We start from the raw sequence: 24,520 nt of genomic DNA on the forward strand, positions 1-24,520 counted from the left end.
TGTTTATTATTTTACTGATATATATCAATTCATGTATACTCGAATTTCATTAAATTTAAATATTTTGCTTTTAACTAGGTTTTTGAATTTAATAGAAAAAACAATTTAAAACAATAACTATTGGAGAAAGAAATGAAAAAAAGTATTTTATTGGCATCTATTCTTGCCGTCTCCTCGTTTGGTGTCAATGCAGCAGAAATTAAATTTGTTTGCTATCAAGATGCTAATGAGTGTGATGTTTTGCAACAGATGTCTTCTATATGGGAAGGTTCAACTGGAAATACAGTTAACTTTGAGATAGTTGGTTATGATGTCGTTAGAGATCAGCTTGAAAACCAACTTGAGGCAGGTTCTGCTCCAGACGTCGCCCGTGTTACAAATTTAGGTGGACTTAATCAATATTATCTTGATTTAACTCCTTATGTAGATGTTGCAAAATGGGAAGCAAATTATGGTGCTACATTGCCATGGTATAGAAAACCATCTGGCGATAATGGTATTTATGGCTGGCAAGCTCAGCTCACGGTTACGGGTCCATATGTAAACGTGACTATGTTTGAAGATGCTGGTGTTGATATGCCTGAGGAAGGAGCTTCATGGGATGATTGGGCTGATGCCTTAAGAGTTGTTAAATCAGAGCTTGGCTTAACTGCTGGTCTTGCTATGGATAGAACAGCTCACAGATGGGCTGGTCCTGCATTCTCATATGGTGCTAAATTCCATGAAAATGGTGTTCCTATTCTAGTTGATGACGGCTTCAAAGCTTTTGCTGAAAAGTTTGTTGGGTGGCATGAAGAGGGCTTAATGCCTGCTGAAGGTTGGCCTGCTGGTGGGGGAACTGCTTATAAAAATGCAGCACCTCTTTTCCTTGATGGAACAGTAGCTATGCATATGTCAGGCTCTTGGATGCTTGGTAACTATGATGCAAATATCACTGATTTTGAATGGAAAGTTGTTCCAATTCCATGTGGAACAGGTGGTTGTGGAGCAATGCCAGGAGGTTCTGGAGTTGTTGCGTTTAATTCAACTAAACACCCTGAAGTTTCTGCTTCTTTCATTGACTTCTTGTCACAAGCTGGAAGAGCTGGTTATTTTGCAGCTAATACTTCAAACATTACTGCACACCAAGGTCTTCAGAAAAAAGGAATTGATTATGATGGTGTAAGCCAAAGAGTTTCTGCTGGACTTTCAACTTTTGCAGCTAATGCTGGTAAAGCAGCGGAATCTACACCACAAGCATACTGGTTCCAAGGCTACAATAAGAACTTTGCCATTTATGGTATTGTTCCTGATTACATAACCAAAGCTATTACGGGTGAAATGAGCCTTGATGACGCTTTGGCAGCAATTGATGCTGACGTAGCAGCAAAGATAGCTGAGTAATTAATTATTCAGTTATACTAAAGTTCTAAACTTTAAGGCCGTCTTTTATGGCGGCCTTAATTTATTTTAAAACCCAATTCTAATAATGTTTGACGCTGTTCTAAATCTTAATAACTGGCTTTTATTTTTCGTTTTATATCTTTTGACTGGCTTTATATTGGCAAAGGATGTCTACGGCTTTGTTCCAAAACTTATGTCAAGTATTGGCTGGCCAATTGAATTTACTCAGAAGCTATTTGGAACAAAATCACTGCCTTATCTTTTCTTATTTCCAAATATATTAATTTTTGGACTCTTTACTTTTCTTCCATTATTTATGAACTTTGGTTTTTCTGTAACCGATGGAACAAGTATTAACTTTGAAAATAGAGCCTTCTCAGGTCTGGATAACTTGGCAAGGATTACTCAGGAAATTCAAATTGATACTGGTGGTATCAATGTTGAAAATGCTAAATTTAAGTCAGCTCTTTACGATACCTTTGTTTTTGTAATTCTTCAGGTGCCAATAATGATTCTTATTGCACTTTTTACTGCAATAGTTCTTAATAGAGAGGTTATAGGAAGAGGTTTTTGGAGAGCTGTATTTTTCTATCCAGTCATGCTAAGCCCTGTGGTTGTTGCATTTCTATGGACTCTTATATTGAAGAGGCAAGGTATGCTGTCTCAAACGCTAATGGATTGGAACTGGATTAGTGAACCAATCCAGTGGTTAATGGATCCAAGTTGGACTATGTTCTGGTCAATTTTTGTCTATACATGGGCTCATATGGGTTTTTATATGCTCATCTTACTCGCTGGCCTGCAGTCCATTCCAAGGGATCTTTATGAGGCGGCACAAATGGATGGTACCTCTGAAAGGCGAGTTTTTTGGCGAATAACATTACCCTTACTTATGCCAATCTTGCTTGTTGTAACAGTGCTCTCATTAATTAAAGCAGTGCAAGCATTTGAAGAGCTGTATGCTCTTCAAGTTGGGTGGATTTCTCTTGTTTCTTATATTGTAGAAAATGCTGGAATTAGAGGTCAAAAAACTTTTTTTGGTCTTGGAATAGCGGCAATGGCATCGCTAATTGTTGCACTGATACTAATTGTTCTTTCGCTGCTTCAATTCTATTTAACTCGAAGGCAGATTAAGCTATGAATGATGTTATAAAGTTTTTTACTCGCAGGCAGGGTAGAAAACAAGCAAGCTTGACTGACTGGATTTCATATGGTTTTTTATTCCTTGGGTTTTTAATTATCTTTTTGCCAGTTCTGTGGCTGGTTATGAACTCAGTTAAATCGCAGTTTTTACTTCAAAAATACGATACCAATTTTCTACCAATGGATTATGAGCGAATCGCCAGAGCAACAATCTACGGCCCTGATGGTAAAAATATATTGATTATGAAAGACCTAGATCCTTGGGTCATGTTCTGGAAAAATTTAGATGACGATGAACGGGCTGAAAAGGATGTTATAAACTATATTAAGAACTTTAGTGGTAATGAATACTATGCATTAAGATCTCACTTTGGTTTAGTTTCAGTTTTAGCCAAAGAGTTAATTGTTGATCAAGACTTACCAGATTGGCTGATTAAGTATCCGAGTATGTTTCCTAGTGCGAAGAAAGATTATGATCCTCAGTCCATAGTTGATAGTTTAAATCAAGAGGACGCTAGATTATTGTCAGAATTTTTAGGACTCAAGCCCTATAAACCCAATGGGTTTACTGCTCAAATTCTAATCTCCATGGCTGATCCTCAAACGGGTGAGGTAGTTGAGTATTCAGTTAGTCGAATTAACCCAACTAAAGACACTGTTAATGCAAGGCTTGTATCTAACCCTGAAGCAGGTATAGCTAAACTTCCTCAGAATGAGATTATTATCAATAAAAGCTTAAAACCTTCATGGATAAACTATACAGACCCTTTGACTAAAAAAGCTCTGGGGAGTTTTGATGCTGTTAGGTGTCTCAATAACTCTGTATTTGTAACTATTGTGGCAACCTTGATAACTCTATTGATTAATTCTATGGCGGCTTTTGCTTTGTCTAAGTATCGATTTAATGGACAAGTAGTCTTTTTTGTAATAATTCTTGCAACACTTATGGTGCCAGCATCAGTATTAATTGTTGGTATTTTTAAGATGGTCACAATGACTGGTCTTTCAGGCTCTCTATGGGGGGTCATAATTCCTGGGGCTGCAACGCCAACTGGAGTTTTTATGCTAAGACAGTATATGCTTACTATTCCAGATGAACTTTTAGAGGCTGCCAGAATGGATGCTGCGAGTGAGTGGACTATTTATTGGAGAATCATTTTTCCATTGGCTCTCCCAGCTATAGCCGTTCTAGGTATTCTTTCAATTATATGGCGATGGAATGATTTAATTCTGCCAATGATAGCTGTTTCAACAACAAAAGCTGCTTATACTATTCAGCTCTGTTTGCTTGACTTTAACGGAGAGTACCTTGCAAGAGAGCACTATGCTTTAGCCATGACTGTGGTTAGTCTGGTTCCAACAACACTTGTATTTGTTTTCCTGCAAAAATATATTACAACTGGCATTGCATCAACAGGGATGAAATAAAATTATGGCAAATCTTAAACTCATTGATATTAAAAAATCTTATGGCAAAACAGAGGTCATTCATGGGCTTGAATTAGAGGTTTTAGACGGTGAATTTTGTGTGCTAGTTGGGCCATCTGGTTGCGGCAAATCAACCCTTTTGAGGATGATCGCTGGACTTGAGGCAATTACTGAGGGTTCTATCTTTATTAATGATGAAAGAGTAAATGATGTTTCTGCAGCAAAAAGGGGGTTAGCAATGGTTTTTCAGTCCTATGCTCTTTACCCTCATATGACAGTTAGACAAAACCTAGCATTTGGCCTGGAAAATTTAAAGTTAGATAAAGAAGATATTGATCAGAGAATTACTAAAGCCGCTACTCAGCTTAGAATGGAGGAGTACTTAAAAAGACGCCCTGGGCAATTATCTGGTGGCCAAAGACAACGAGTTGCAATTGGAAGAGCTATTGTTAGGGAGCCATCAATCTATCTATTTGATGAGCCACTATCAAATTTAGATGCAGAACTCCGAGTTGCTACTCGTGTTGAATTAAAAGCTCTACATGCAAGACTTGGAAACACCATGGTTTATGTTACTCATGACCAAGTTGAAGCAATGACAATGGCAGATAAGATTGTTGTTATGCATGATGGAATTATTGAACAGACAGGAACCCCTCTAGATTTATATAATAAACCTGCTAATTTATTTGTTGCTGGGTTTATTGGCTCACCAAAAATGAATTTTTTAAATTGCTCATCACTCCCAGAGAAGATCAAAAAACTTGCTCCTAAGGGAGCCATCACCTTTGGTATAAGGCCAGAACATTTAACAATCACAGAAGAAAACTCATTACCTTTAAAGGTAGTAAATGTTGAGCAACTAGGTTCTGATAGTTATCTCTATGGCGATACGATTGGTGATCAAGAGATCTCTATCAAATTAAACAATCAAACTGATATTAAATCTAATCAATCTGTTAATGTTGGATTTAATTCAAGCAATACCCACTGGTTTGATTCAAATGGAATATCTCTGTAATTTTCATTGTGTATTATCAAGTTATTCTTAATAAATTAATTTTGTATGTTGGATACTGATCAGTCAGCAGTTTGGATTAAGAACCCTTTAGCTGTATATGCAGATAATAGCGATAGTGGTGTCGTTATTAGTGGCAATAAAATTATTGAATTAGTGCCCTTAGGTAGGTTGCCTAAAGCTGATATTAATGAGGTCTATGATGCTAGTAATAGTGTTCTTCTTCCAGGACTAATTAATACCCATCACCACTTTTATCAAACTTTAACGAGAGCTTATCCTGAGGCACTAAATAAGGATCTTTTTCCCTGGTTGAAGAGCCTTTATAAGGTCTGGGCAAATATTGAACCTGAGATGCTTGCAGTTTCTACAGAATTAGCACTTTCTGAGCTTTTACTCTCTGGATGCACTACTGCAAGTGATCATCATTATTTATTTCCCAGCCAGCTTGAAAATGCTATAGATATCCAAGTTGAGGAGGCTCAAAAAATTGGTATGCGAGTTACTTTAACTAGGGGTTCAATGAGTCTAGGAGAAAAAGATGGTGGTTTGCCACCACAGTCGGTTGTTCAAACTAAGCGAGATATACTGCTTGATAGTGAGCGACTAATTAAGAAATACCATAATAACAAAGAGGGTGCAATGACACAAATTGCTTTAGCACCATGTTCGCCATTCTCTGTAACTAAGGATTTAATGATAGAAACTGCAGGTCTTGCGCAGCAATATGATGTTCGTTTGCATACTCACCTGGCTGAGACAATAGATGAAGAGAAATTCTGTCTAGAAAAGTTTGGTTTAAGGACTGTAGATTATCTTGAGAGTGTTGGCTGGCTATCTAATAAGACTTGGCTTGCTCACGGTATACACTTTAATAAACAAGAAATCCAAAAGCTGGGTGAATCTGGTGTTGGTATTTGTCACTGCCCCAGCTCGAATATGATGCTAGCTTCAGGTATTTGTCATAGTCTTGAGCTTGAGGAGTCTGGGTCCACTATAGGTCTTGGTGTTGACGGCTCAGCCTCAAATGATGGCTCTAATATGATAGCTGAGCTTAGGCAAGCAATGTACTTGCAGCGTTTACGTTATGGCGCCTCAAGGGTTACTCATCAAAAAGCCTATGATTGGGCTACTAAAGGTTCAGCTGCGCTTTTAGGAAGGTCTGATATTGGAGAGATTGCGATTGGTAAGCAGGCAGATCTAGCTTTATTTAAGCTTGATGAACTCAGATTCTCTGGTAGCCATGACTCTTTGGCTGCCTTACTTCTTTGTGGAGCACAAAAAGCTGATAGGGTTATGATAGCTGGGAAGTGGAAGGTTGTTGATGGAAAAATTGATGGTCAGGATGAGGCTGAATTAATAAGTCGTCACAGTAATGCAGCAATAAAATTACGTCAATTAGCTAACGTTTAGTTTTTCTTATTATTACCATTGACTCTCTATATTAGTTAACCTATAATCCTAACTTGAATAATGTTACAAATTTCAAGTTAGTTATGAATATACACAATCATGGTGGTGCCAGAAAGGGTGCTGGTCGTAAAAAAAACTCAGGCAACTTTAAAGAACAAACTAAGGTTATTAGAGTTCCAATTAGTCTTGTCGACTCCATTACTCCTAGTATTGAGATATACAAATCTCAAGTTAAGTCAGGTATAGAAGTTCTTAGGGTTAATGAGGATCCAGTTAAGCAACTAATTCCAATCTTTACTTCGCGTGTACAGGCAGGATTTCCTTCTCCAGCAGACGACCATTTGGAAGATACGCTTGATTTAAATACTCACCTTATTCATCATAAGGAGGCAACCTTCTTTGTTAAGGCGCAGGGTGAGTCGATGATAGGTGCTGGTATTCATCAAGGCGATATACTGATAGTTGATAAATCACTATCTCCTAAAAGTGGAAAGATTGTCATTGCTGTTGTTGATGGCGAGTTTACTGTTAAGCGTTTGCATAAATACAAGGGAAATATAACTCTTAAGGCTGAAAATTCTGAATTTGAAGACATCAAGATTAAAGGGACTGATGAACTCATCATATGGGGTGTTGTGACCTCGGTGATACATCAGTATGATTAATAAAACTAAATTTGCATTAGTAGACTGTAATAACTTCTACGCCTCTTGTGAAAGAGTTTTTGAGCCCAAGCTAGAGGGTAGGCCGATTATTGTTCTTTCTAATAACGATGGTTGTATTATTGCCCGTTCTAATGAAGCTAAGGCACTGGGTGTTAAGATGGGCGTACCTTATTTTAAAGTAAGAGACATGATTATTAAAAATGGCATTGTAGTCAAATCTTCTAACTACCCCTTGTATGGAGATATGTCTTCTAGAGTAATGAAAATTATTGGTCAGTATTCTCCTATTCAAGAAGTTTATTCTATAGATGAAAGTTTTATAGACTTGGTAGGATTGCCGTTTCACTTAATAAATCATATGCAGTCTTTAAGGCAAAATGTTAAGAGTTGGACGGGGGTTCCAGTATGTGTCGGTATGGGCAGCACCAAGGTCTTGGCAAAGCTTGCTAATCGAATTGCCAAAAAATACACAAGGTTTAATGGTGTTTTTGATATAGATGAGCTGCCCTATGAAAGATACTGCAAACTACTACAATCCGTTGAGGTAGGCGACTTATGGGGAATAGGAAGGCAGAGTGCTAAAAAACTTAATCGAATTGGTATTATTTCTAGTAATGATTTTTATCAGGCAGATATTGGTGTCATTGAAACCCTTTTAGGGGTTAATGGTAAGAAAGTTTATCAAGAGCTTTATGGTAACTCGTGTATTCCTATTGAAGCCATTCCTCCAACAAGGCAGCAAATTGTATCTTCTCGTTCTTTTGGCTCTGATTTAACCGACTTTCATGAGTTGAATCAAGCCTTGACTAACCTTACTAGAAAAGCTGTTTATAAGCTAAATAATCATAAATTAGCAACAACAACTATTACTGTCTTTATTTATACCAATCCCCATAAAAAAAATAAAGCCTGTGTCCACTTATCAAAAACTATAGGTATGACAACAGCGATTAAGAATGAATCTCAAATTATTCCATTAATATCTAAGATACTTAGGCTTATTTATAAGCCAGGACACTCATTTTATAAGGGTGGTATAGTACTAAGTAATCTGGTTAAAAATTACCCGCAACAAGATCTATTTTTGACTAATGAGGATAATCAAAGAAACATAGATAGCTCTAATAAATCTAATGCTATAAGGTTGGTTAATAAGCGCTTTAATGAATCACTCAAATATGCTAGCGAAATAGGTAATGATAAATGGAGACCAAAGGCTGATTTTAAGTCAAAAAGATACACCACAAGTTGGACTGAATTATTGGTAATTTAGGTGCATAAATAAACCATTAATAAATTGTGATGAAAGAGTTAAATTTATAGATTAGAATGTTATTACTATTTAATAAATAAGGAGAAAGTAGCATGGTGAGAATGTTAATGACAATTAATATTTCTAAGGGCTGGGAGACATGGTCAAAAATGGCAAAAGGTCTTGAGCCTCAGATGAATGAACAAGGTGCAAAGATAATTTGGGCAGGAGCAAATCCGGATGAAACAGCAGTCTATGTGCTGGCGGAAATGAAAGACCCATCATATGTAAAATCATTTGGTGAACGCCCTGATATAGTAGCAATACGTGAAGCAGGAGGCGCGGATGTTTCATCAACAACTCCTTTGGCACAAATTGATGAGTACTTTATGGGATAGAGCCACTAACAGTTTATGTGATCTATGTAAGTAGAGAGTGAATGCCTGAAAAGCTTCGAGTATTTTTAAAATATTTAAAAGAGCTTGACCAAAATTTATTGAAATAATTAGCTCTCATTAAATCAATTATTTCAATAAATTATGAAAAAAACACTCCTACTTTTACTCTCATTATTCTTTCTTAATTCTCCTGCAGTCTTTGCAGACCATTTTGCAAATTTCAAAGTTGTAGATATAAGACTTGGGGATAGTTTGCTAGAATTTGGAGTTATTGATGCGCCTTAACAGCAATATGAAAGGCGCCGCTCTGATGACGGCCTGTGTATCTGCATATGTTATCAATGATGCTTTTATGAAGCTTCTATTTTCTGAGATTGCTTTATTTCAGGCAGTATTTCTACGAAGTATAATTACTATTCCACCAATTTTGATCATGGTGTGGATTACCAAAGTGGCGATACGCAATCTTTCAAAACAGGATAAGCGTCTCATATTGGTGCGTGTGGGTGCTGAGATTTTTGTAACAATCACTTTCCTGACAGCCCTCAAGCATATGCCGTTAGCCAATGTCACCGCAATTCTACAGGCTTTACCGCTTGCTATAACAATGGCTGCTGCACTTTTCCTTGCAGAACCTGTTGGGTGGCGACGCTGGAGTGCCATACTTGTTGGCTTTGTTGGTGTTCTAATTGTTGTCCGGCCCGGTCTGGAGGGTTTTAATATCTATTCGCTTTCAGCTTTTATGGCGATTATTTTTCTTACTGTAAGAGAAATTGCCACCCGTAAACTAACAAGCCAAGTCCCGACCATCACCGTGGTTCTATCAACGGCTGTTGGCAGTACCTTGTTTGCTGGAATTATGATGATTGGTTCAGAGTGGGATACTGTTAGCACAGTGTCATGGTTGCTCATTCTTGGTGCGGCTGTTGCCATTTTGATCGCTACTTTATTGAGTGTCATGGCTATGCGAATTGGCGACATTGGTTTCGTTTCTCCTTTTCGATATACCTCTATGCTTGGAGCAATTGGGTTGGGTATTTTGATGTTTGGCGATTGGCCTGACCAACCGACTTTAGTTGGAACCGTTATTATAGTCAGTACAGGCATTTATACTTTTCATCGAGAACAAAAGGTTAGTAGAAAAGCAACAACACAATAAATTACTTTCCAGGTTTTGAAATATAAATGAATATCATTTAATTAAACTATTATAATAATTTATTGTTAACATCCAATGTTGGTTGTTAAGCAAGAACAATGACGTTTATTTGGGTTTATTCCTAGGTAAGCGTTTTTTTTCGTCAGCTTAAAGTTGAGTTCAACTGGTATAGAAGCCTACTATCTTTTTTTTAAGGTAGTGGGCTTTTTTGTTTTTATTATATGGAGTATTAATATGAAAATGGTAACAGCGATTATTCAGCCAAAGAGGTTAAGTGGCGTTAGAGAAGCGCTTTCTGAGATTGAAGTAACTGGAATTACAGCAACTGAGGTTAAAGGTTTTGGCAGGCAAAAAGGACACACTGAGCTCTATCGTGGGGCAGAGTTTGTGGTTGAATTCTTACCCAAAGTAAAACTAGAGATTGCCATCACTGATGAGCAGCTTGAGCAGGTCATTGAGACCATCATTAAAGCATGCAAGATCAATGGTGGGAAGATTGGTGACGGTAAAATTTTTGTATCAAGTCTTGAGCAGGTCATCCGTATCCGTACGGGTGAAACTGGTCCTGAAGCGGTATAGGGGGAGGTAGCTATGGAAAATCAAATATTAGAACTACAATATGCTATAGATACTTTTTATTTTTTAGTAATGGGTGCTCTTGTCATGTGGATGGCTGCAGGTTTCTCAATGCTTGAGGCTGGCCTGGTTAGGAGTAAAAATACAGCAGAGATCTTAACTAAGAATATTGGTTTGTTTGCCATTGCTTGCACCATGTATATGGTTTATGGTTATGACGTAATGTATGGCGGCGATGCATTCTTATCAGGGATTAGCGGGCAAGGTGAGTCTTACTCAAACGCAGCAGATTTTTACTTTCAAGTAGTGTTTGTAGCTACGTCAATGTCAATCGTTTCTGGAGCAGTGGCAGAGAGAATGAAGTTGTTTACTTTCTTTGCTTTTGCAGTAATTTTTACAACAGTCATCTATCCATTAGAAGGTTCATGGACATGGGGCGGAGCAAGCGTTTTCGGTCTATATTCATTGAGTGACTTTGGATTTTACGACTTTGCCGGTTCTGGAATTGTACATATGGCAGGAGCTGCTGCTGCACTTGCAGGCGTTCTATTGCTTGGGGCGAGAAAAGGTAAGTATGACAAAGATGGAAAATCAATGCCAATTTTAGGTGCAAACCTACCTTTAGCAACTCTTGGAACATTTATTTTATGGATGGGTTGGTTTGGCTTTAATGGTGGCTCGGTACTAGCAATGGCGAGCAAGGAAAGTGCGGACGCTGTAGCAATGGTATTTGTAAATACCAATGCTGCTGCAGCTGGCGGGGTTATTGCAGCGCTTCTTTTAGCGAAAATGTGGTTTGGAAAAGCAGACTTAACTATGACGTTAAATGGAGCTTTAGCAGGGCTTGTAGCAATTACCGCCGGTCCAGATACGCCAAGCGTATTAGTTGCCACTCTAATTGGGGCTGTTGGTGGAATTCTAGTAGTTCTTTCAATAGTTTGGTTAGATCGCAAGCTGAGAATTGATGATCCAGTTGGCGCAATATCGGTCCATGGAGTTGTTGGTTTATGGGGTCTTTTGGCTGTACCACTAACAAATAGTGACGTTACATTTACTGGACAGTTAGTTGGTGCTGTTACTATTTTTGTCTGGGTATTTGTAGCTTCTGGAGTTGTTTGGTTTGCCCTTAAAACTCTTATGGGAATTCGAGTAACTAAAGAGGATGAAGATGAGGGTGCCGATATTTCTGAGTGTGGCTTAGAGGCTTACCCAGAGTTTGTAACTAAGTAGGATAGTTTTAAAAAATTGCCAGTGGATTTTTTTGTCCACTGGCTAACCATCAAGATGGATCACAATAAAAATGATATCTTTGAAGTCATTCTATTTCTCTTAAAAGTTCTTCCTAGTTTAAAATGATGTTTAATTTTTTCAAGAAAAAATTTATTTATGGAAGCTTTTAAAGACAAAAAACCTGAGGATATTATTGAATGTTGGGCAATATCCTTTAATAATGGGGATTTAAAGGCAATTCTAGATTTGTATAATAATGAAAGTGTTTTGATGCCAACTTTTTTGCCTGACATCCTAACTAATAAGAGTCAAATAAAAAATTATTTTGAAAGAGTGATTAAAAGTAATGTTGGGGTAGAACTTGATTATACAAAGATCATAATAAAAGAAATATCAAAAAATAATTATGTCTTAACTGGTCCCTATATATTTATTAATAAGAAAGATAAGAATATTAAACATCATTCGAGGTTTACCTTTCTACTAGATATGCTATCTAGTTCGCCAATAAGACATCATCACTCTTCTAAAGATGTATCTAAATCTGAATCTATTTAAAAATTACTTCCTTAAATAATTTTTATTCAAATATTGATTCTAAAGTTTATTATTTAGTCCATAAAGCTATGGATAATAACTCTTTTAGATTAAGTATATATTTTTAATATGCACATGAAAATTAACAATATAGATGGGGAAGTGGTTAAGGATAATGAAACTTACATTCTTAAAGATAATACCTCTCTAAATAACTTTGTTATTAGCTCAACGACTCTTCACGCTGGTAAATCAACAAAAGGCCATAATCATGATGGTAAAGAGGAAGTTTACTTAATAATCAGTGGAACTGGAAAAATGGATCTTGATGAAAAGACTATCCCAATTGAAGGAGGTGACATGGTTTTAATTGAGGATGGGGTATTTCATCGTGTTCACAATACTGGTGACGTAGATCTATATATGGTTTGTATATTTGATGGGGACCGAGAAAATGTCTATAGAACTTAAATATTTAGGATATTCTAATCATTAGCGAGCAAAGTTATAATTTGGTAGGTGATATAGGTGGAACAAATGCAAGGTTTGCCCTTGTAGTTTCAGGTAAATCAGAGTTAACTAATATAAAAACTCTGCAATGTCGTAAATTTGAAACTATTCAAGATGCTATTCATTCTTATCTTTCATCAATTGATAATGTTCAAATCGAGTCAGCTTCTATAGCTACTGCCGGAACAACTCACCTAGATGTCTTCAAGTTAGCAAATAATAACTGGACTATTAATAAAGCTAATGTTTCAATTGCATTAAATCATATTGAAGTTAAATGGATTAATGACTTTTCAGCACAAGCACTTGCAACAACTTCACTAACAAATGATGATGTTATTATTTTAAATAAAGGGATTATTCAACAAGATAGAGTCAAGTTAGTTATTGGTCCTGGAACAGGTTTGGGAACTTGTGGGCTAATAAAATCAGCAGAAAGATGGGTGCCTCTTCCAGCTCAAGGTGGGCATTCAACCTTTGCACCAAACTCAACTTTAGAAATTGAAATTTTAACTATATTAAAAAAACAATTTGGTCATGTCTCAGTTGAAAGAGTTTTGTCAGGCGGTGGCATTGTTAATTTATACAAAGCTTTATGTCAAATTAATGCAAAGGAGCCATTATTCAATAAACCTGCTGAGATATCATCTGCTGCAATACAATCAAAGCCAGATCAAGTAGCTAAGGATACTCTTCAATTATTTTGTCAAATCTTTGGCTCAGTTACTGGAACTATTGCATTAACAACTGGATGTTTAGGTGGTATCTATATTACAAGTGATTTAGTAAGAAATTTTTTAGATTACTTTATTAAAAGTGACTTTTTAAAGTGTTTTGAAGATAAGGGTCGCTTGCAATATTATATGACTGATATTCCGATATTTATATCCAAAAAAGAGAATATGGGACTTATAGGAAGCACCTACCATTTAAATAATTAAATTAGTATTTTTATTTTATATCTAATGCTGTTTTAATGAGAATTTCAGCAATCTCATCCCTAGAACCAAAGTAATTTGCAATTTTTATTTTTAAGTTTGGATTTTTCGCATATGCCTTACTTATCTCTTCTGGAATATCTCTTGTAATATGAACACCAGCAGATAAAAAATAAGGAAGAATTGTTACCGAAGATGCACCCATATCAGAGCACTTTTGGATAGCTTCCTCAATATTAGGGCTGGCAAACTCAAGAAAACCATGAATAACTGAATCAAATTCTTCATTATTAAGTGAGGTAATTTTCTTTACCAAAGATTCAATTTCAAGATTTGATTCTTCTCTTCTACTGCCATGTGCGATTAATAATAATATATTCATTTTTAATCCGATAAAAGACGTATAAATACTATTGTCATGTTTTACAGTGAAACAAATGTTATAGGGTATCTTATCACATTGTAAAAATTAATATTTGAGGGCTAGTTTTGTATAAAAGTTCATCTATTCATGAATCGGGAAGTGATTCAAAAATTGGCATTCTTTTAGCCAATTTGGGGACTCCTGATGCACCCACAGCAAAAGCAGTAAAACCCTATTTGAGGCAGTTTTTATCAGATACTCGTGTCATTGAGCCACCACCACCAAAGTGGATTTGGCAATTAATTTTAAATATAGTTATTTTGAATTTAAGACCAAGGAGATCAGCAAAACTATACAAAAGTGTCTGGGACACTCATGGTGAGGGCTCTCCACTTTTATCAATTTCAAAGATGCAGAAAAAGGCAATTTCATCAGAGCTTGAGAGAAGATTGCCAGGTAAATTTAGTGTTGCCTTAGGTATGTGTTATGGGAATCCCTCTATGGCCTCTGCACTTGGTGAATTAGAGGCTCAAGGGTGCAATAAAATTTTAGTTTTACCTTTATATCCTCAGTACGCAGCTTCTTCTACTGGCTCAGTTTTTGATGCTGTTGCAAGAGAACTATCAAGTTGGCGAAATGTTCCAGATATAAGGTTTATTAGCAGTTATAACAAAGAAGATTTATATATCGAGGCGCTAGCAAATAGTGTTAAGGAGTATCAAAAAATTAATGGTAAGCCTGATTTTTTATTGATGTCGTACCATGGCATTCCTAAAAAATATTTTGATAAGGGTGATAACTACCCATGCCAGTGTTGTAAAACCTCTTTCTTACTTGCCTCAAAATTAGACCTTAAGCCTGAGCAATATAAGATGACTTTTCAATCAAGGCTTGGTGTTGCTGAATGGATGAAAGACTATACAGATGAGACATTAAAGTCTCTTCCTGCTAAGGGCATTAAAAGTGTCCAAGTAATTTGTCCTGGATTTTCAGCTGATTGTCTTGAAACTATTGAAGAAATAAGTGGAGAAAATAAAACATATTTTATGGAAGCAGGAGGTCAGTCTTTTGATTACATACCGGCACTAAATGATAGAAAAGATCATATTAATTTTTTAACTGAGTTGCTATTAAAAAATTCCTCAGATTGGACTATTTGACGTGAAAATAGTTGTATTAGGTGGAACTGGACTAATTGGAAAGGCTTTAAGGCAGAATTTATCTTCAGATCATATTATTGAATGTTTTGGTAGGCAAGCTTTTCAATCAGTCGATAAGTTGTTATCTTGTATTGAAGGAAGTGATTTAATAATTCAACTTTCTGGTTCAACTATAGCTAAAAGATGGACTAAAAAGCATCTCAAGGAAGTCTGGACAAGCAGAGTTGATGCAAATCATATGCTTGCAGAAGCATTTAAGCTACTGAAAGATAAGCCAAGAGTTATATGTGCCTCAGGAGTAGGGTATTACCCCGAATCAAATTGTGATAAACCATATCTAGAAACGCATAATGAATCTGGAAGTGACTACCTAGCAAAGCTTTCAATAGCGTGGGAGGATGCTGCAAAATTGATTTCAAATGAGGTCATTATTTTTAGATTTGGCGTTGTCTTATCGAGAAAAGGTGGAGTACTTAAAAAGTTATATCTTCCATATTTTCTTGGTTTAGGTGGCCCGATTAAAGATGGAAGTCAATGTTTCTCTTGGATTCATGTTAATGATCTAATAAAGGTATTTAATTATATTATTTTAAATCCTAAAAAAACTGGAATATATAACGTCACATCACCAAAGCCTATTCAGCAAAGATATTTTGGAAAAGTTCTTGCAAAGGCTCTGAAAAGACCTTTTATTGCCCCCCTTTTTGAGTGGCAGCTTAAACTATTATTTGGCAGTGGCTCTAGAGTTCTAACTCAAAGTGTTTCTGTTTTTCCTGGGCGCTTAATAGATGAAGGCTTTGAATTTGATTACCCTGACATTGAAAGTGCCATTGATAATTTAGTTTTAGGGTAATTTATACTCTTTTCCTTTGACATGAAATTCACTATGAGTATGATAAAATGCATTAGTTTGATGACCTTAAGGACTTTATGAAGTTTTTTCGTTCATTAGTAATTTAGGCCTTCAGTTAAAAGAAGGTTTTTTTTGTATTTAATTTTGGAGTAAACATGAAGGTAAGTAAGGATAAAGTTGTTTTAATGCATTACACTCTTAAAAATGATAAAGGTGAGGTTATAGATTCTTCTGACGGTAAAGAGCCTTTAGCATTTTTACAAGGCCATGGAAATATCATTCCTGGCTTAGAAAATGCTTTAGAGGGCTGTAAATCTGGTGATAAAAAGGAAGTTTCTGTAGAGCCAGAAGAAGGCTATGGCCTTAAAATGGATGATGCTATTCAAGAAATTCCAAGTTCTGCATTACAGGGTATAGAAGAGGTAACCGTTGGTATGCAGCTCCAATCGCAAGATCAAGATGGAAATCCATTTGTTGTGTCTGTAATTAAAATTGAAGATGATAAAATTACAGTTGATGCTAATCATCCTTTAGCTGGCGAGACCCTTCATTTCTCTGTCAGTATTGAAGAGGTTAGAGACGCACAAGAAGAGGAATTATCTCATGGCCATGTTCATGCGCCAGGCGGTCACTCACATTAAATTTCAACATTAATAGCGGGTTTTAGTGAGTTCTATAATCACTTGCTCGCTATGTCAATCAGATAAAACGAGTCATTTTCATAAGGAAAATTCTAGGCAATTCCTTATTTGCCTGAACTGTGAATATGTCTTTGTTCCTAAAATTTACCAGCTCTCAGAAGATGAAGAGAAATTGAGGTACGACACTCACAATAATGATCCTAAGGATGTTCGTTACCGACAATTCTTATCACAGTTATCAGAGCCTCTTTTAAAAAAAATTTCAGACAATTCATTTGGCTTGGACTTTGGCTCTGGTCCTGGACCTACTTTATCTTTAATGCTAGAGGATTATGGACATAAAGTAGCTTTATTTGATAAGTTTTATGCTAAAGATACGTCAGTATTTAATCGAAAATATGATTTTATTACTGCTACCGAGGTTATAGAGCATTTAAGTAATCCAATGACTGAGATCAATAGATTAATTAAATGTCTTAATGCTGGCGGTTATCTTGCAGTAATGACTCAAATATTGACGTCTAAAATTGATTTTAGTAATTGGTATTACAAAAATGATCCCTCACACATTGGTTTTTTTAGCAAGAAGACCTTAAATTACTTAGCAAGTAACCTTGATTTGGAAGTTGAATTTATTTCTGAGAGAGTTATTTTTTTTAGAAAATAATGGTTACGGGAGAATATTTAAATAGCTTTCATAACGAGAAGAGTTAATATTTCCAGATTCTATTGCCTTTTTTATAGCACAATTTGGTTCATTGATGTGCTGACAGTTCCTGAATCGACACTTACCAATTAATGATTTAAATTCTCTAAAGCCATTAACTATTTGCTTTTCAGTGAGATCATCTAATTGAAACTCTCTAATTCCTGGCGAGTCAATTAAGTCACCACCAGAAGGGATATGATAAATAGTAGTATTAGTTGTTGTATGCTTTCCTAACTTACTTTTTGTTGATATTTCATTTACTCTTAAATCTAAATCAGGGATAAGTGAATTGATTAGTGATGACTTGCCGACACCAGATTGACCAAGAAATATATGAGATCTATTAACAAGACTTTTCTTTAATTTCTCCAAGTTTATTTTATTTTTGACACTAAGAAAGTGGACATCATAGCCAAGGTCAATATAGTGAGAAAAATCATTAGAGAGTTGATTATCATTATTTGAAAGCTCAATTTTATTAACAATAATATTTATTGGTAGATTCGAATTTTCGGCCATTATTAGGTAACGATCAATAAGCTCAAACTGGTAATGGGGCTCAATTGCAACGACAAGCCATAATTGGTCAATATTTGCTGCTATAAGACGATCTTGTCTTTTAAGTTCAGTTTTACGAGGATATATTGCAGTTACAACCCCTTCATCACCCTCAACTTTTTGAAATAGGACCCTATCTCCTGCTACAGACAGCCCAATATTTTGTCTACCTGTTGCTTGGAAAAGGTCACCATGATTAGACTCTATTAATTGCCGTTGACCATATCTTGTTATTACAAGGCCATGGAGCTCTTCTGTACCTTTTTCAATACTACTTTCTGCTTTAATTGATGCATTATTAGCACGACTAATTTTTTCAGATTGAACTTTCTCAATACGCCACTTTTGTCTTCTTGTGAGTGTCATTAAGCTATTTGTTTTTTTTAATCTTTGAAATAAAAAAAGAACTTATTAATACTATAAAAAAAATATTTGATTTAAGACTATTGATAAATTATCCTTTATTGAAGACGCTCAATTCTCAGCACAGCACTTGGATGAGAGTCATGAAATGCTGAATAAAGCTTATCAGGTGATAACGAAGATGAATTTTCTTTGTACAGCTTTATTAAAGATGAAATTAAATCTTTAGCATCTGTATGAGTTGCTGCAAAAGCGTCTGCTTGATATTCATGTTTTCTTGACATTAAATTACTAAAAGGGGTAATAAAAAAACTAAAAACAGGCAAAGCAAAACTAAATAACACTAGTGCTGTATGTGCTGATGGAGTGGAAATACCAAGTCCATTATAAAACCATACTTGATTAATTAGATAGCCAAGAATTGCTAGACTTACGAAGCTAAAAATAAATGAGCTAATCATTCTTTGTCGTGTATGTTTATGATGAAAATGACCTAGTTCGTGTGCAAGAATTGCTTCAATTTCCTTATCTTCCATGCCGTTAAGGAGTGTATCAAAGAAAACAATTCTTTTATTTTTACCAATCCCTGTGAAATAGGCATTACCATGCGATGAACGTTTTGATCCATCCATTACATAGATACCATCACTGCCAAAACCTGTTCTTTCAAGAAGGTTAGTAATTCGATTTTTTAAAACTTCGTTATCTAGTGGATTAAATTTATTAAAGATAGGTGCAATAAACGATGGATAGATCCACATCATAGTTAGAGTGAAAAGAGTAATAATTATCCAAACATAAATCCACCAGAAGTCTCTAATAGAATCTAAATTCATAAGATACAAAATGGCATATATAAGTGGCAACATTAGAATTAGAGTTATCAATATTTCTTTAATCAAATCACCAATAAAAGTTCTCACTGTCATTCGATTAAAGCCAAACCTCTGTTCAAGAATAAAGTTACGGTAAATACTAAATGGCAGGTCTACGAAGCTCGCAATAAGCATGATGCTTAAAATAAATATAGTTCCCATTAATATTGGATCTGAAATCCTTAAACTCCAGAATTGATCAAGCCAGTTCATTGCGCCACCAAGAGTCCATATCAGCAGAACAAGTGTAGAAAAAATAATTTCAAAATGATTGACTAGTAACTTTGCTTGAGTATATTTACCAGCTTTTTGATGATCTTCAATGCTAATATTATCACTAAAACCCTGTGGGACTTTATTGAACGAGTTCTTAATAGATTTATCTTGCCTAAAATTAAGCCAAAGAAGGGCTATGACTGAAGTTAGTATTGCAAGTAAAAATAAAAATGTAAAAAAATTAAATTCCATTTGTCTGATTTATTTTAAAAAATTAAGATTAAATTATACCTTGAGAATTAATAATAGTCTTCATCAGTAAAATCATATCATATTCAATGAATGCCCATATGAGATGGGTATAATTTTGTGTTTATATCTATAATAATATTAAATTTTTATTGATTACTTTTTAAAGAATTAGGGTTTTTATGATGACTATGGAAGATAGAGATGGCTTCATTTGGATGGATGGAGAGTGGTTAGACTGGAGAGATGCTAAGATTCATGTTCTTACTCATACTCTCCACTACGGCATGGGAGCCTTTGAGGGTGTTCGTGCTTATGAAACAGAAGATGGACCTGCAATATTTAGACTCGATGACCATACGAATCGTCTGTTTAATTCAACAAAAATTCTTGGAATGAAAATACCATTCAGTGTTGAATCTTTAAATCAAGCCCAAAGAGAGGTTGTTGTTAAAAATAATTTAAAGTCAGCTTACATAAGACCAATGTGTTTTTATGGTTCTGAAGGAATGGGCTTAAGGGCGGATAATTTAAAAGTACACGTTATGATCGCAGCTTGGGAGTGGGGTGCATACTTGGGTGAAGATAATATGAAGAATGGGATAAGGATTCGAACCTCTTCTTATGCTAGAGTCCATGCTCATCCGTCAATGGCTGGTGCAAAAACAAATGGTAATTATGTTAACTCAATGATGGCGCTTAAAGAGGCTCAGGACCATGGTTTTGATGAAGCCTTAATGCTTGACTCTGAAGGACTGGTTTCTGAGGGCAGTGGTGAAAATATTTTTATTATTAAAGATAATATCCTCTACACGCCTCATTTAACTTCTGCATTGCCTGGAATAACTAGGCACACTATTTTTACTCTAGCAAAAAATTTGGGATATAAGATAGTAGAGAAAAATTTAAATTGCGATGAAATTTACAATGCTGATGAAGCATTTTTTACAGGAACTGCTGCTGAAATTACGCCAATAAGAGATTTAGATGCGAATCAAATAGGAGCTGGTACCAGAGGCCCTCTAACAGAAAAATTACAAACACTTTACTTTGACTGTGTTCATGGTCGTAATACTGATTATCTAGAATGGATTAATAATGGGAGATGTGTTTGACAAATCTTAATTCGCCACAATTAAGTTTTACTATTGTTTCTAAGGGAGAATTGCCTTTTCATTGTCCACCAAAAGAATCATCAAAATGGAATATGCATCCAAAAGTTTTCCTATCTTTTTCTAAAGATGGAGCTGCAAGTTGTCCTTATTGTGGTGCTAATTACCAATTAGATCAATAATCTTTAATTGTTAAAATGAAAGTTGATTCAAATATAAATATTATTCTAGTTGGGCCAATGGGGTCTGGCAAAACAACGGTTGGTAGAAAACTTTCAGAGAGGTTAAAAAAAGATTTCTATGATTCAGATCATGAAATTATTAATAGGACTGGTGTAAGTATTGATCATATATTTGAAATTGAGGGTGAGAGTGGCTTTAGGGAGAGAGAGACTGAAATTTTAAAAAATTTATGTTCTATGAAAAATATTATTATTGCAACGGGTGGAGGAGTTGTTTTAAGTCATGAAAATAGAGATTTAATGAAAGTTTCGGCCATGGTAATATATTTATCATCCTCAATAGAGCAAATCCTTAGAAGAACATCTAAGTCAAAAACACGGCCACTTCTTGAGCGAAGCAAAGATCGTAGAAAAACAATTTCTGATATTATTGATGCTAGAGAGGGGTTCTACCAAGATGTTGCTTCTGTTAACATAAATACTAATGGAAAAAAACTCACTGAAGTAATCGAAGAGATTGTAAATAATATTGAATCATAATTTATTTTTTAGTCTTTTAAGTAAAGTGTATCAAAAATTCACTAAAATATTTAGTTCAAGATTTATACTATTGGTTGTAATTATTTAGTTTTGTAAGATTAAAAGGGAGAATGTGTTGAGAAAAATTATTTTATTATTTGGCTTGGTTGCAGCTTTGAATGTGCATGCCATTACTATAAATGAATTTAGTTCGAAATTAGTGGAATCACACCCCTATTTTGTGCAATTATCCCTGTCTGAAAAAACAAGTTTAATAGATCAAAAGTCTTCTTTAACATACTCTGATTGGAATATTAAGGCCTCTGCTGGTAATTCTTATCAAAGTGGCGAAGATACCGCAGCAAGAGCCTATAAAGAGCTTTACACAACTAGTTATGAAGTCTCTGCTGATAGGAAGGTTGAAAATTCTGGATCTACTGTAAATTTAAAGCACTCATGGAATAGAAATGATAAAGATTCTACTGCAGTTAATAGTAATGTATTTGAAGTTGGTTATATAAGACCCTTGCTGCAAAATAAGGACGGTATAAATGATCGTTTAGCTATTGATATTGCTTCTCTTGATCTTGCAGCAAATAAGGTCAATCTTGAAGAGCAAGCTGAAAATTTCCTAGCATCTAAGCTTAAAAAATTCATTGATCTAGCTCTAAAGCAAGAAATTGTTAAAATCCATAAACGTGATCTTGAATTAACCAAGCAGCAACTTGATCTTTCAGAGGAGAAGTATTTAAATTCTTTAATAGATAAATCTACTCTTCTTCGAGACAAAGATCTCTATGTTAAATCCAAGCAGCAATCTCTTCAGTCAAGTAAGGAGTTAATTATTGAAAGACAAGAATTGGCTGCTCTGATAGGCGCTCGTGAGTCGGACATGATTGTCAATATGAATTTATTTGAAGAGCAAGAATTAACCAAGATTGATCCAAAGGTTTTCGTTAGACAATCAAGATCTTTTAAAAAGTTTGATTTCGATAAAGCGAGGTTGCAAAGACAACTGCAAACTTATGATAATAAAACTATGCCAAATGTTAATCTTAATCTAGGACTATCCTCACAAGGGGAAGATAATAAATACTTTAGTAGTTTTGGAAATAGGGATTATTCTTGGAATATAGGCGTTGATCTGTCTTATCCACTCGGAGTAAGAAAAGAACTTCTTGATGTTGAGAGAACAGAAATTAGCATGTCAAATATCGATGCCTTAAGAGATGAAGCGGAAATAAATGATGTTTATCAAATTAATTATTTACTGGCGCAAGTTGATCTTTTATCTGACCTTGTGATTCTTTATTTAGAACAAGGATCATTAGCTGATGAGAAGGTTATTGAGGAGCAAATTAAATATGGTGAAGCTAGAGGTGAAAAATCGCTTGTAATAGCTGCACAAAAGAATGCAAACCTAGCCAATCTTACATATGTCCAAGCAGCAGGAACTTATCAAAAAATAATTATTGACTACAAATCCGCGATTGATCAGTTATTTAATTAAATATGACTGGTCTTTTTTTGTCTTTATGCTCTATTCTGCCTCTAAAGACTAATCATCTTTTAGGCTCTTTTATTGGTAAGTTACTCTTCATATTTAATACTAATGCTAAAAGAGTAACTTCTCAAAATATTCAAATATGTTTGCCCCATTTATCTTCTATTGAAAAAGATTTACTTGTAAAAAAATCTTTAGTTGAAACTGGAAAAAACTTAACTGAATCTGGCTTAATTTGGAATCAAGATTTTTCAGAAAATTCTAAATATATTAGAAATATTAATGGCTCTGATCTTCTTGAGTCTTCTAAAAAAACAATTTTATTGGTACCCCATATTGGATGTTGGGAGATTACGGGGCGAGTTCTTGCTGATTCACGTAAAGTGACATTCATGTTTAAACCTCTTAGAAATCAAAAGCAAAATAATTATCTATTTAAAAGAAGAAATCAAGGAAACCTTTCAATGGCAACTGCCGATAAAGCTGGTGTTCTTCAAATTCAACGTACTTTAAAAAATGGTGATTTAGTTGGTATTTTGCCTGATCAAGACCCTGGAGAGGAGGGTGGAATTTTGGCGCCATTTTTTAACAAAGAAGTTAATACAATGACTTTATTAGTCAGATTAGCAAAAAAACATAACGCTCAAGTTTTAATGTTTTGGGCTAATCGTCTTGACAATGGAAAAGGCTATGATCTAAATTATGAGTCATTAGATATAAATTTTGATAGTGATGATATATTACAACAAGTTACAACTATGAATATTGCCATCGAAAATCTGATTAAAAGACTTCCTGAGCAATATATGTGGAGTTATCGAAGATTTAAGTCAACTCATTCCTATAATAAGCCTTGATGGTATAATCTTTCTATGAAAATTATAGAAGATATCCGGAGTGTCTTTGACCGTGATCCCGCTGCCAGGAATATGTTTGAAATTATTACCTGTTACTCTGGCGTTCAGGCAGTTATTATTTATAGATTAACTCACCTATTATGGGGTTATAAGCTTTATTGGTTAGCGCGTTTTATTTCTACATTTGCTAGATTAATTACTGGAATTGAAATTCATCCAGGAGCTATTATTGGTAGACGTTTTTTCATTGATCATGGAATGGGTGTAGTAATTGGTGAGACTTCTGAAATTGGTGATGATTGTATGATTTATCATGGGGTTACACTAGGAGGAACTTCATGGGATAAAGAGAAGCGCCATCCAACTTTAATGGACGGCGTTATTATTGGTGCTGGAGCTAAAATTTTAGGGCCAGTTACACTTGGAAAAAATGTTCGTGTTGGCTCTAATTCAGTTGTTGTGAGATCCATAGATGATAACGAAACTGTAGTGGGTATTCCTGGAAGAGTTGTAAGAAAGAAAAGTAGTGAAATTGACACCTTTGACTCCTATGCTGCCAGCTCCTCAGGAACTACTAATGATCCGACTTTGCAAGCTGTCAATTCTATTATTGAGCGTTTGGCTGAAATGGATGAAAAAATGGCAAAGTTAACGCTAGATACAAAAATTCATGATGTTGAGAAAAAGTAAACTTTTAATGAATTTAAT

The 24,520-nt window shown here is 35.2% G+C and carries 28 protein-coding genes; 25 read left to right on the top strand and 3 right to left on the bottom strand.

The features are described from left to right. Nucleotides 1–132: 132 nt before the first annotated feature. The 15 genes from CRN91_RS05375 (at nt 133) to glk (ending at nt 13,653) form a co-directional block, all read left to right on the top strand. Entirely contained in the window at nt 133–1,383 is a 1,251-nt protein-coding gene (locus CRN91_RS05375) for an ABC transporter substrate-binding protein (protein WP_114115415.1), read from the top strand. 85 nt (nt 1,384–1,468) lie between these two features. Continuing rightward, nucleotides 1,469–2,524 carry a carbohydrate ABC transporter permease gene (locus CRN91_RS05380; protein ID WP_114115416.1) on the top strand — a complete coding sequence of 352 codons (1,056 nt, stop codon included), beginning with the start codon at nt 1,469–1,471 and terminating at the stop codon, nt 2,522–2,524. Next, nucleotides 2,521–3,954 (top strand): carbohydrate ABC transporter permease, encoded by a 1,434-nt coding sequence (locus CRN91_RS05385; RefSeq protein WP_114115417.1) that lies wholly within the window; start codon nt 2,521–2,523, stop codon nt 3,952–3,954. The genes CRN91_RS05380 and CRN91_RS05385 overlap by 4 nt, the downstream gene beginning before the upstream one ends. 4 nt (nt 3,955–3,958) lie before the next feature. Further along, nucleotides 3,959–4,975, top strand: coding sequence for an ABC transporter ATP-binding protein (locus CRN91_RS05390; RefSeq protein WP_114115418.1), 1,017 nt, complete (start codon nt 3,959–3,961; stop codon nt 4,973–4,975). 45 nt (nt 4,976–5,020) lie between these two features. Next, nucleotides 5,021–6,385, top strand: a complete 1,365-nt coding sequence (locus tag CRN91_RS05395; RefSeq protein WP_114115419.1) for an 8-oxoguanine deaminase — start codon at nt 5,021–5,023, stop codon at nt 6,383–6,385. Nucleotides 6,386–6,468: 83 nt separating this feature from the next. Then, nucleotides 6,469–7,050, top strand: a complete 582-nt coding sequence (locus tag CRN91_RS05400; RefSeq protein ID WP_114115420.1) for a LexA family protein — start codon at nt 6,469–6,471, stop codon at nt 7,048–7,050. After that, nucleotides 7,043–8,323 carry a Y-family DNA polymerase gene (locus CRN91_RS05405; protein WP_114115421.1) on the top strand — a complete coding sequence of 427 codons (1,281 nt, stop codon included), beginning with the start codon at nt 7,043–7,045 and terminating at the stop codon, nt 8,321–8,323. Before CRN91_RS05400 ends, CRN91_RS05405 begins: the two co-directional genes overlap by 8 nt. Before the next feature lie 92 nt (nt 8,324–8,415). Continuing rightward, nucleotides 8,416–8,700, top strand: a complete 285-nt coding sequence (locus CRN91_RS05410; protein ID WP_254424917.1) for a hypothetical protein — start codon at nt 8,416–8,418, stop codon at nt 8,698–8,700. Nucleotides 8,701–8,841: 141 nt separating this feature from the next. After that, nucleotides 8,842–8,985, top strand: coding sequence for a hypothetical protein (locus tag CRN91_RS08665; RefSeq protein ID WP_168177016.1), 144 nt, complete (start codon nt 8,842–8,844; stop codon nt 8,983–8,985). Next, complete coding sequence (locus tag CRN91_RS05415; RefSeq protein ID WP_254424918.1) at nt 8,975–9,859, top strand: DMT family transporter; 885 nt, start codon at nt 8,975–8,977, stop codon at nt 9,857–9,859. Before CRN91_RS08665 ends, CRN91_RS05415 begins: the two co-directional genes overlap by 11 nt. Nucleotides 9,860–10,093: 234 nt before the next feature. Beyond that, nucleotides 10,094–10,438, top strand: a complete 345-nt coding sequence (locus tag CRN91_RS05420; RefSeq protein WP_114115422.1) for a P-II family nitrogen regulator — start codon at nt 10,094–10,096, stop codon at nt 10,436–10,438. 12 nt (nt 10,439–10,450) lie between these two features. Next, on the top strand, nt 10,451–11,665 hold the full coding sequence (locus CRN91_RS05425; protein WP_114115423.1) for an ammonium transporter AmtB: 1,215 nt from the start codon (nt 10,451–10,453) through the stop codon (nt 11,663–11,665). Between the two features lie 156 nt (nt 11,666–11,821). Beyond that, nucleotides 11,822–12,223 (top strand): hypothetical protein, encoded by a 402-nt coding sequence (locus CRN91_RS05430; RefSeq protein ID WP_114115424.1) that lies wholly within the window; start codon nt 11,822–11,824, stop codon nt 12,221–12,223. A gap of 114 nt (nt 12,224–12,337) precedes the next feature. Beyond that, nucleotides 12,338–12,673, top strand: coding sequence for a cupin domain-containing protein (locus CRN91_RS05435; RefSeq protein ID WP_114116071.1), 336 nt, complete (start codon nt 12,338–12,340; stop codon nt 12,671–12,673). Between the two features lie 41 nt (nt 12,674–12,714). Beyond that, nucleotides 12,715–13,653 (top strand): glucokinase, encoded by a 939-nt coding sequence (glk, locus tag CRN91_RS05440; protein ID WP_254424919.1) that lies wholly within the window; start codon nt 12,715–12,717, stop codon nt 13,651–13,653. Between the two features lie 10 nt (nt 13,654–13,663). On the opposite strand, the gene CRN91_RS05445 is transcribed toward glk, so the two are convergent. Then, entirely contained in the window at nt 13,664–14,032 is a 369-nt protein-coding gene (locus CRN91_RS05445; RefSeq protein WP_114115426.1) for a sirohydrochlorin chelatase, read from the bottom strand. 107 nt (nt 14,033–14,139) lie between these two features. Between CRN91_RS05445 and hemH the strand changes: the two genes are divergently transcribed. From hemH to CRN91_RS05465, 4 genes are all read left to right on the top strand, one after another. Beyond that, entirely contained in the window at nt 14,140–15,174 is a 1,035-nt protein-coding gene (gene hemH / locus CRN91_RS05450) for a ferrochelatase (protein WP_114115427.1), read from the top strand. Between the two features lies 1 nt (nt 15,175). Next, nucleotides 15,176–16,027, top strand: coding sequence for a TIGR01777 family oxidoreductase (locus tag CRN91_RS05455; protein ID WP_114115428.1), 852 nt, complete (start codon nt 15,176–15,178; stop codon nt 16,025–16,027). Nucleotides 16,028–16,182: 155 nt separating this feature from the next. Further along, on the top strand, nt 16,183–16,668 hold the full coding sequence (locus tag CRN91_RS05460) for an FKBP-type peptidyl-prolyl cis-trans isomerase (protein WP_114115429.1): 486 nt from the start codon (nt 16,183–16,185) through the stop codon (nt 16,666–16,668). A 25-nt stretch (nt 16,669–16,693) separates the two neighbouring features. Beyond that, complete coding sequence (locus tag CRN91_RS05465) at nt 16,694–17,335, top strand: class I SAM-dependent methyltransferase (protein ID WP_114115430.1); 642 nt, start codon at nt 16,694–16,696, stop codon at nt 17,333–17,335. 3 nt (nt 17,336–17,338) lie between these two features. Here the strand turns inward: CRN91_RS05465 and rsgA are convergent, their stop codons facing one another. Both rsgA and CRN91_RS05475 read right to left on the bottom strand, forming a co-directional pair. Continuing rightward, complete coding sequence (gene rsgA / locus CRN91_RS05470) at nt 17,339–18,301, bottom strand: ribosome small subunit-dependent GTPase A (protein WP_114115431.1); 963 nt, start codon at nt 18,299–18,301, stop codon at nt 17,339–17,341. A gap of 95 nt (nt 18,302–18,396) precedes the next feature. Continuing rightward, nucleotides 18,397–19,641: a M48 family metallopeptidase gene (locus CRN91_RS05475; RefSeq protein WP_114115432.1), complete on the bottom strand. Its 1,245-nt coding sequence runs from the start codon at nt 19,639–19,641 to the stop codon at nt 18,397–18,399. Between the two features lie 182 nt (nt 19,642–19,823). On the opposite strand from CRN91_RS05475, the gene CRN91_RS05480 reads away from it, so the two are divergent. From CRN91_RS05480 to cysE, 6 genes are all read left to right on the top strand, one after another. After that, on the top strand, nt 19,824–20,753 hold the full coding sequence (locus CRN91_RS05480) for a branched-chain amino acid transaminase (RefSeq protein WP_174688445.1): 930 nt from the start codon (nt 19,824–19,826) through the stop codon (nt 20,751–20,753). Next, nucleotides 20,744–20,932 (top strand): zinc-finger domain-containing protein, encoded by a 189-nt coding sequence (locus CRN91_RS05485; protein ID WP_114115434.1) that lies wholly within the window; start codon nt 20,744–20,746, stop codon nt 20,930–20,932. The genes CRN91_RS05480 and CRN91_RS05485 overlap by 10 nt, the downstream gene beginning before the upstream one ends. A 15-nt stretch (nt 20,933–20,947) precedes the next feature. Next, nucleotides 20,948–21,472: a shikimate kinase gene (locus tag CRN91_RS05490; protein ID WP_114115435.1), complete on the top strand. Its 525-nt coding sequence runs from the start codon at nt 20,948–20,950 to the stop codon at nt 21,470–21,472. Between the two features lie 115 nt (nt 21,473–21,587). Continuing rightward, nucleotides 21,588–22,961 carry a TolC family protein gene (locus CRN91_RS05495; RefSeq protein WP_371412763.1) on the top strand — a complete coding sequence of 458 codons (1,374 nt, stop codon included), beginning with the start codon at nt 21,588–21,590 and terminating at the stop codon, nt 22,959–22,961. Nucleotides 22,962–22,963: 2 nt separating this feature from the next. Beyond that, nucleotides 22,964–23,812 (top strand): lysophospholipid acyltransferase family protein, encoded by an 849-nt coding sequence (locus CRN91_RS05500; protein WP_114115437.1) that lies wholly within the window; start codon nt 22,964–22,966, stop codon nt 23,810–23,812. A gap of 15 nt (nt 23,813–23,827) precedes the next feature. Beyond that, nucleotides 23,828–24,502 (top strand): serine O-acetyltransferase, encoded by a 675-nt coding sequence (gene cysE / locus CRN91_RS05505; RefSeq protein ID WP_114115438.1) that lies wholly within the window; start codon nt 23,828–23,830, stop codon nt 24,500–24,502. Nucleotides 24,503–24,520: the final 18 nt, after the last annotated feature.

Origin of the sequence: Candidatus Thioglobus sp. NP1 (assembly GCF_003326015.1) — a bacterium.
GTDB lineage: Bacteria > Pseudomonadota > Gammaproteobacteria > PS1 > Pseudothioglobaceae > Pseudothioglobus > Pseudothioglobus singularis_A.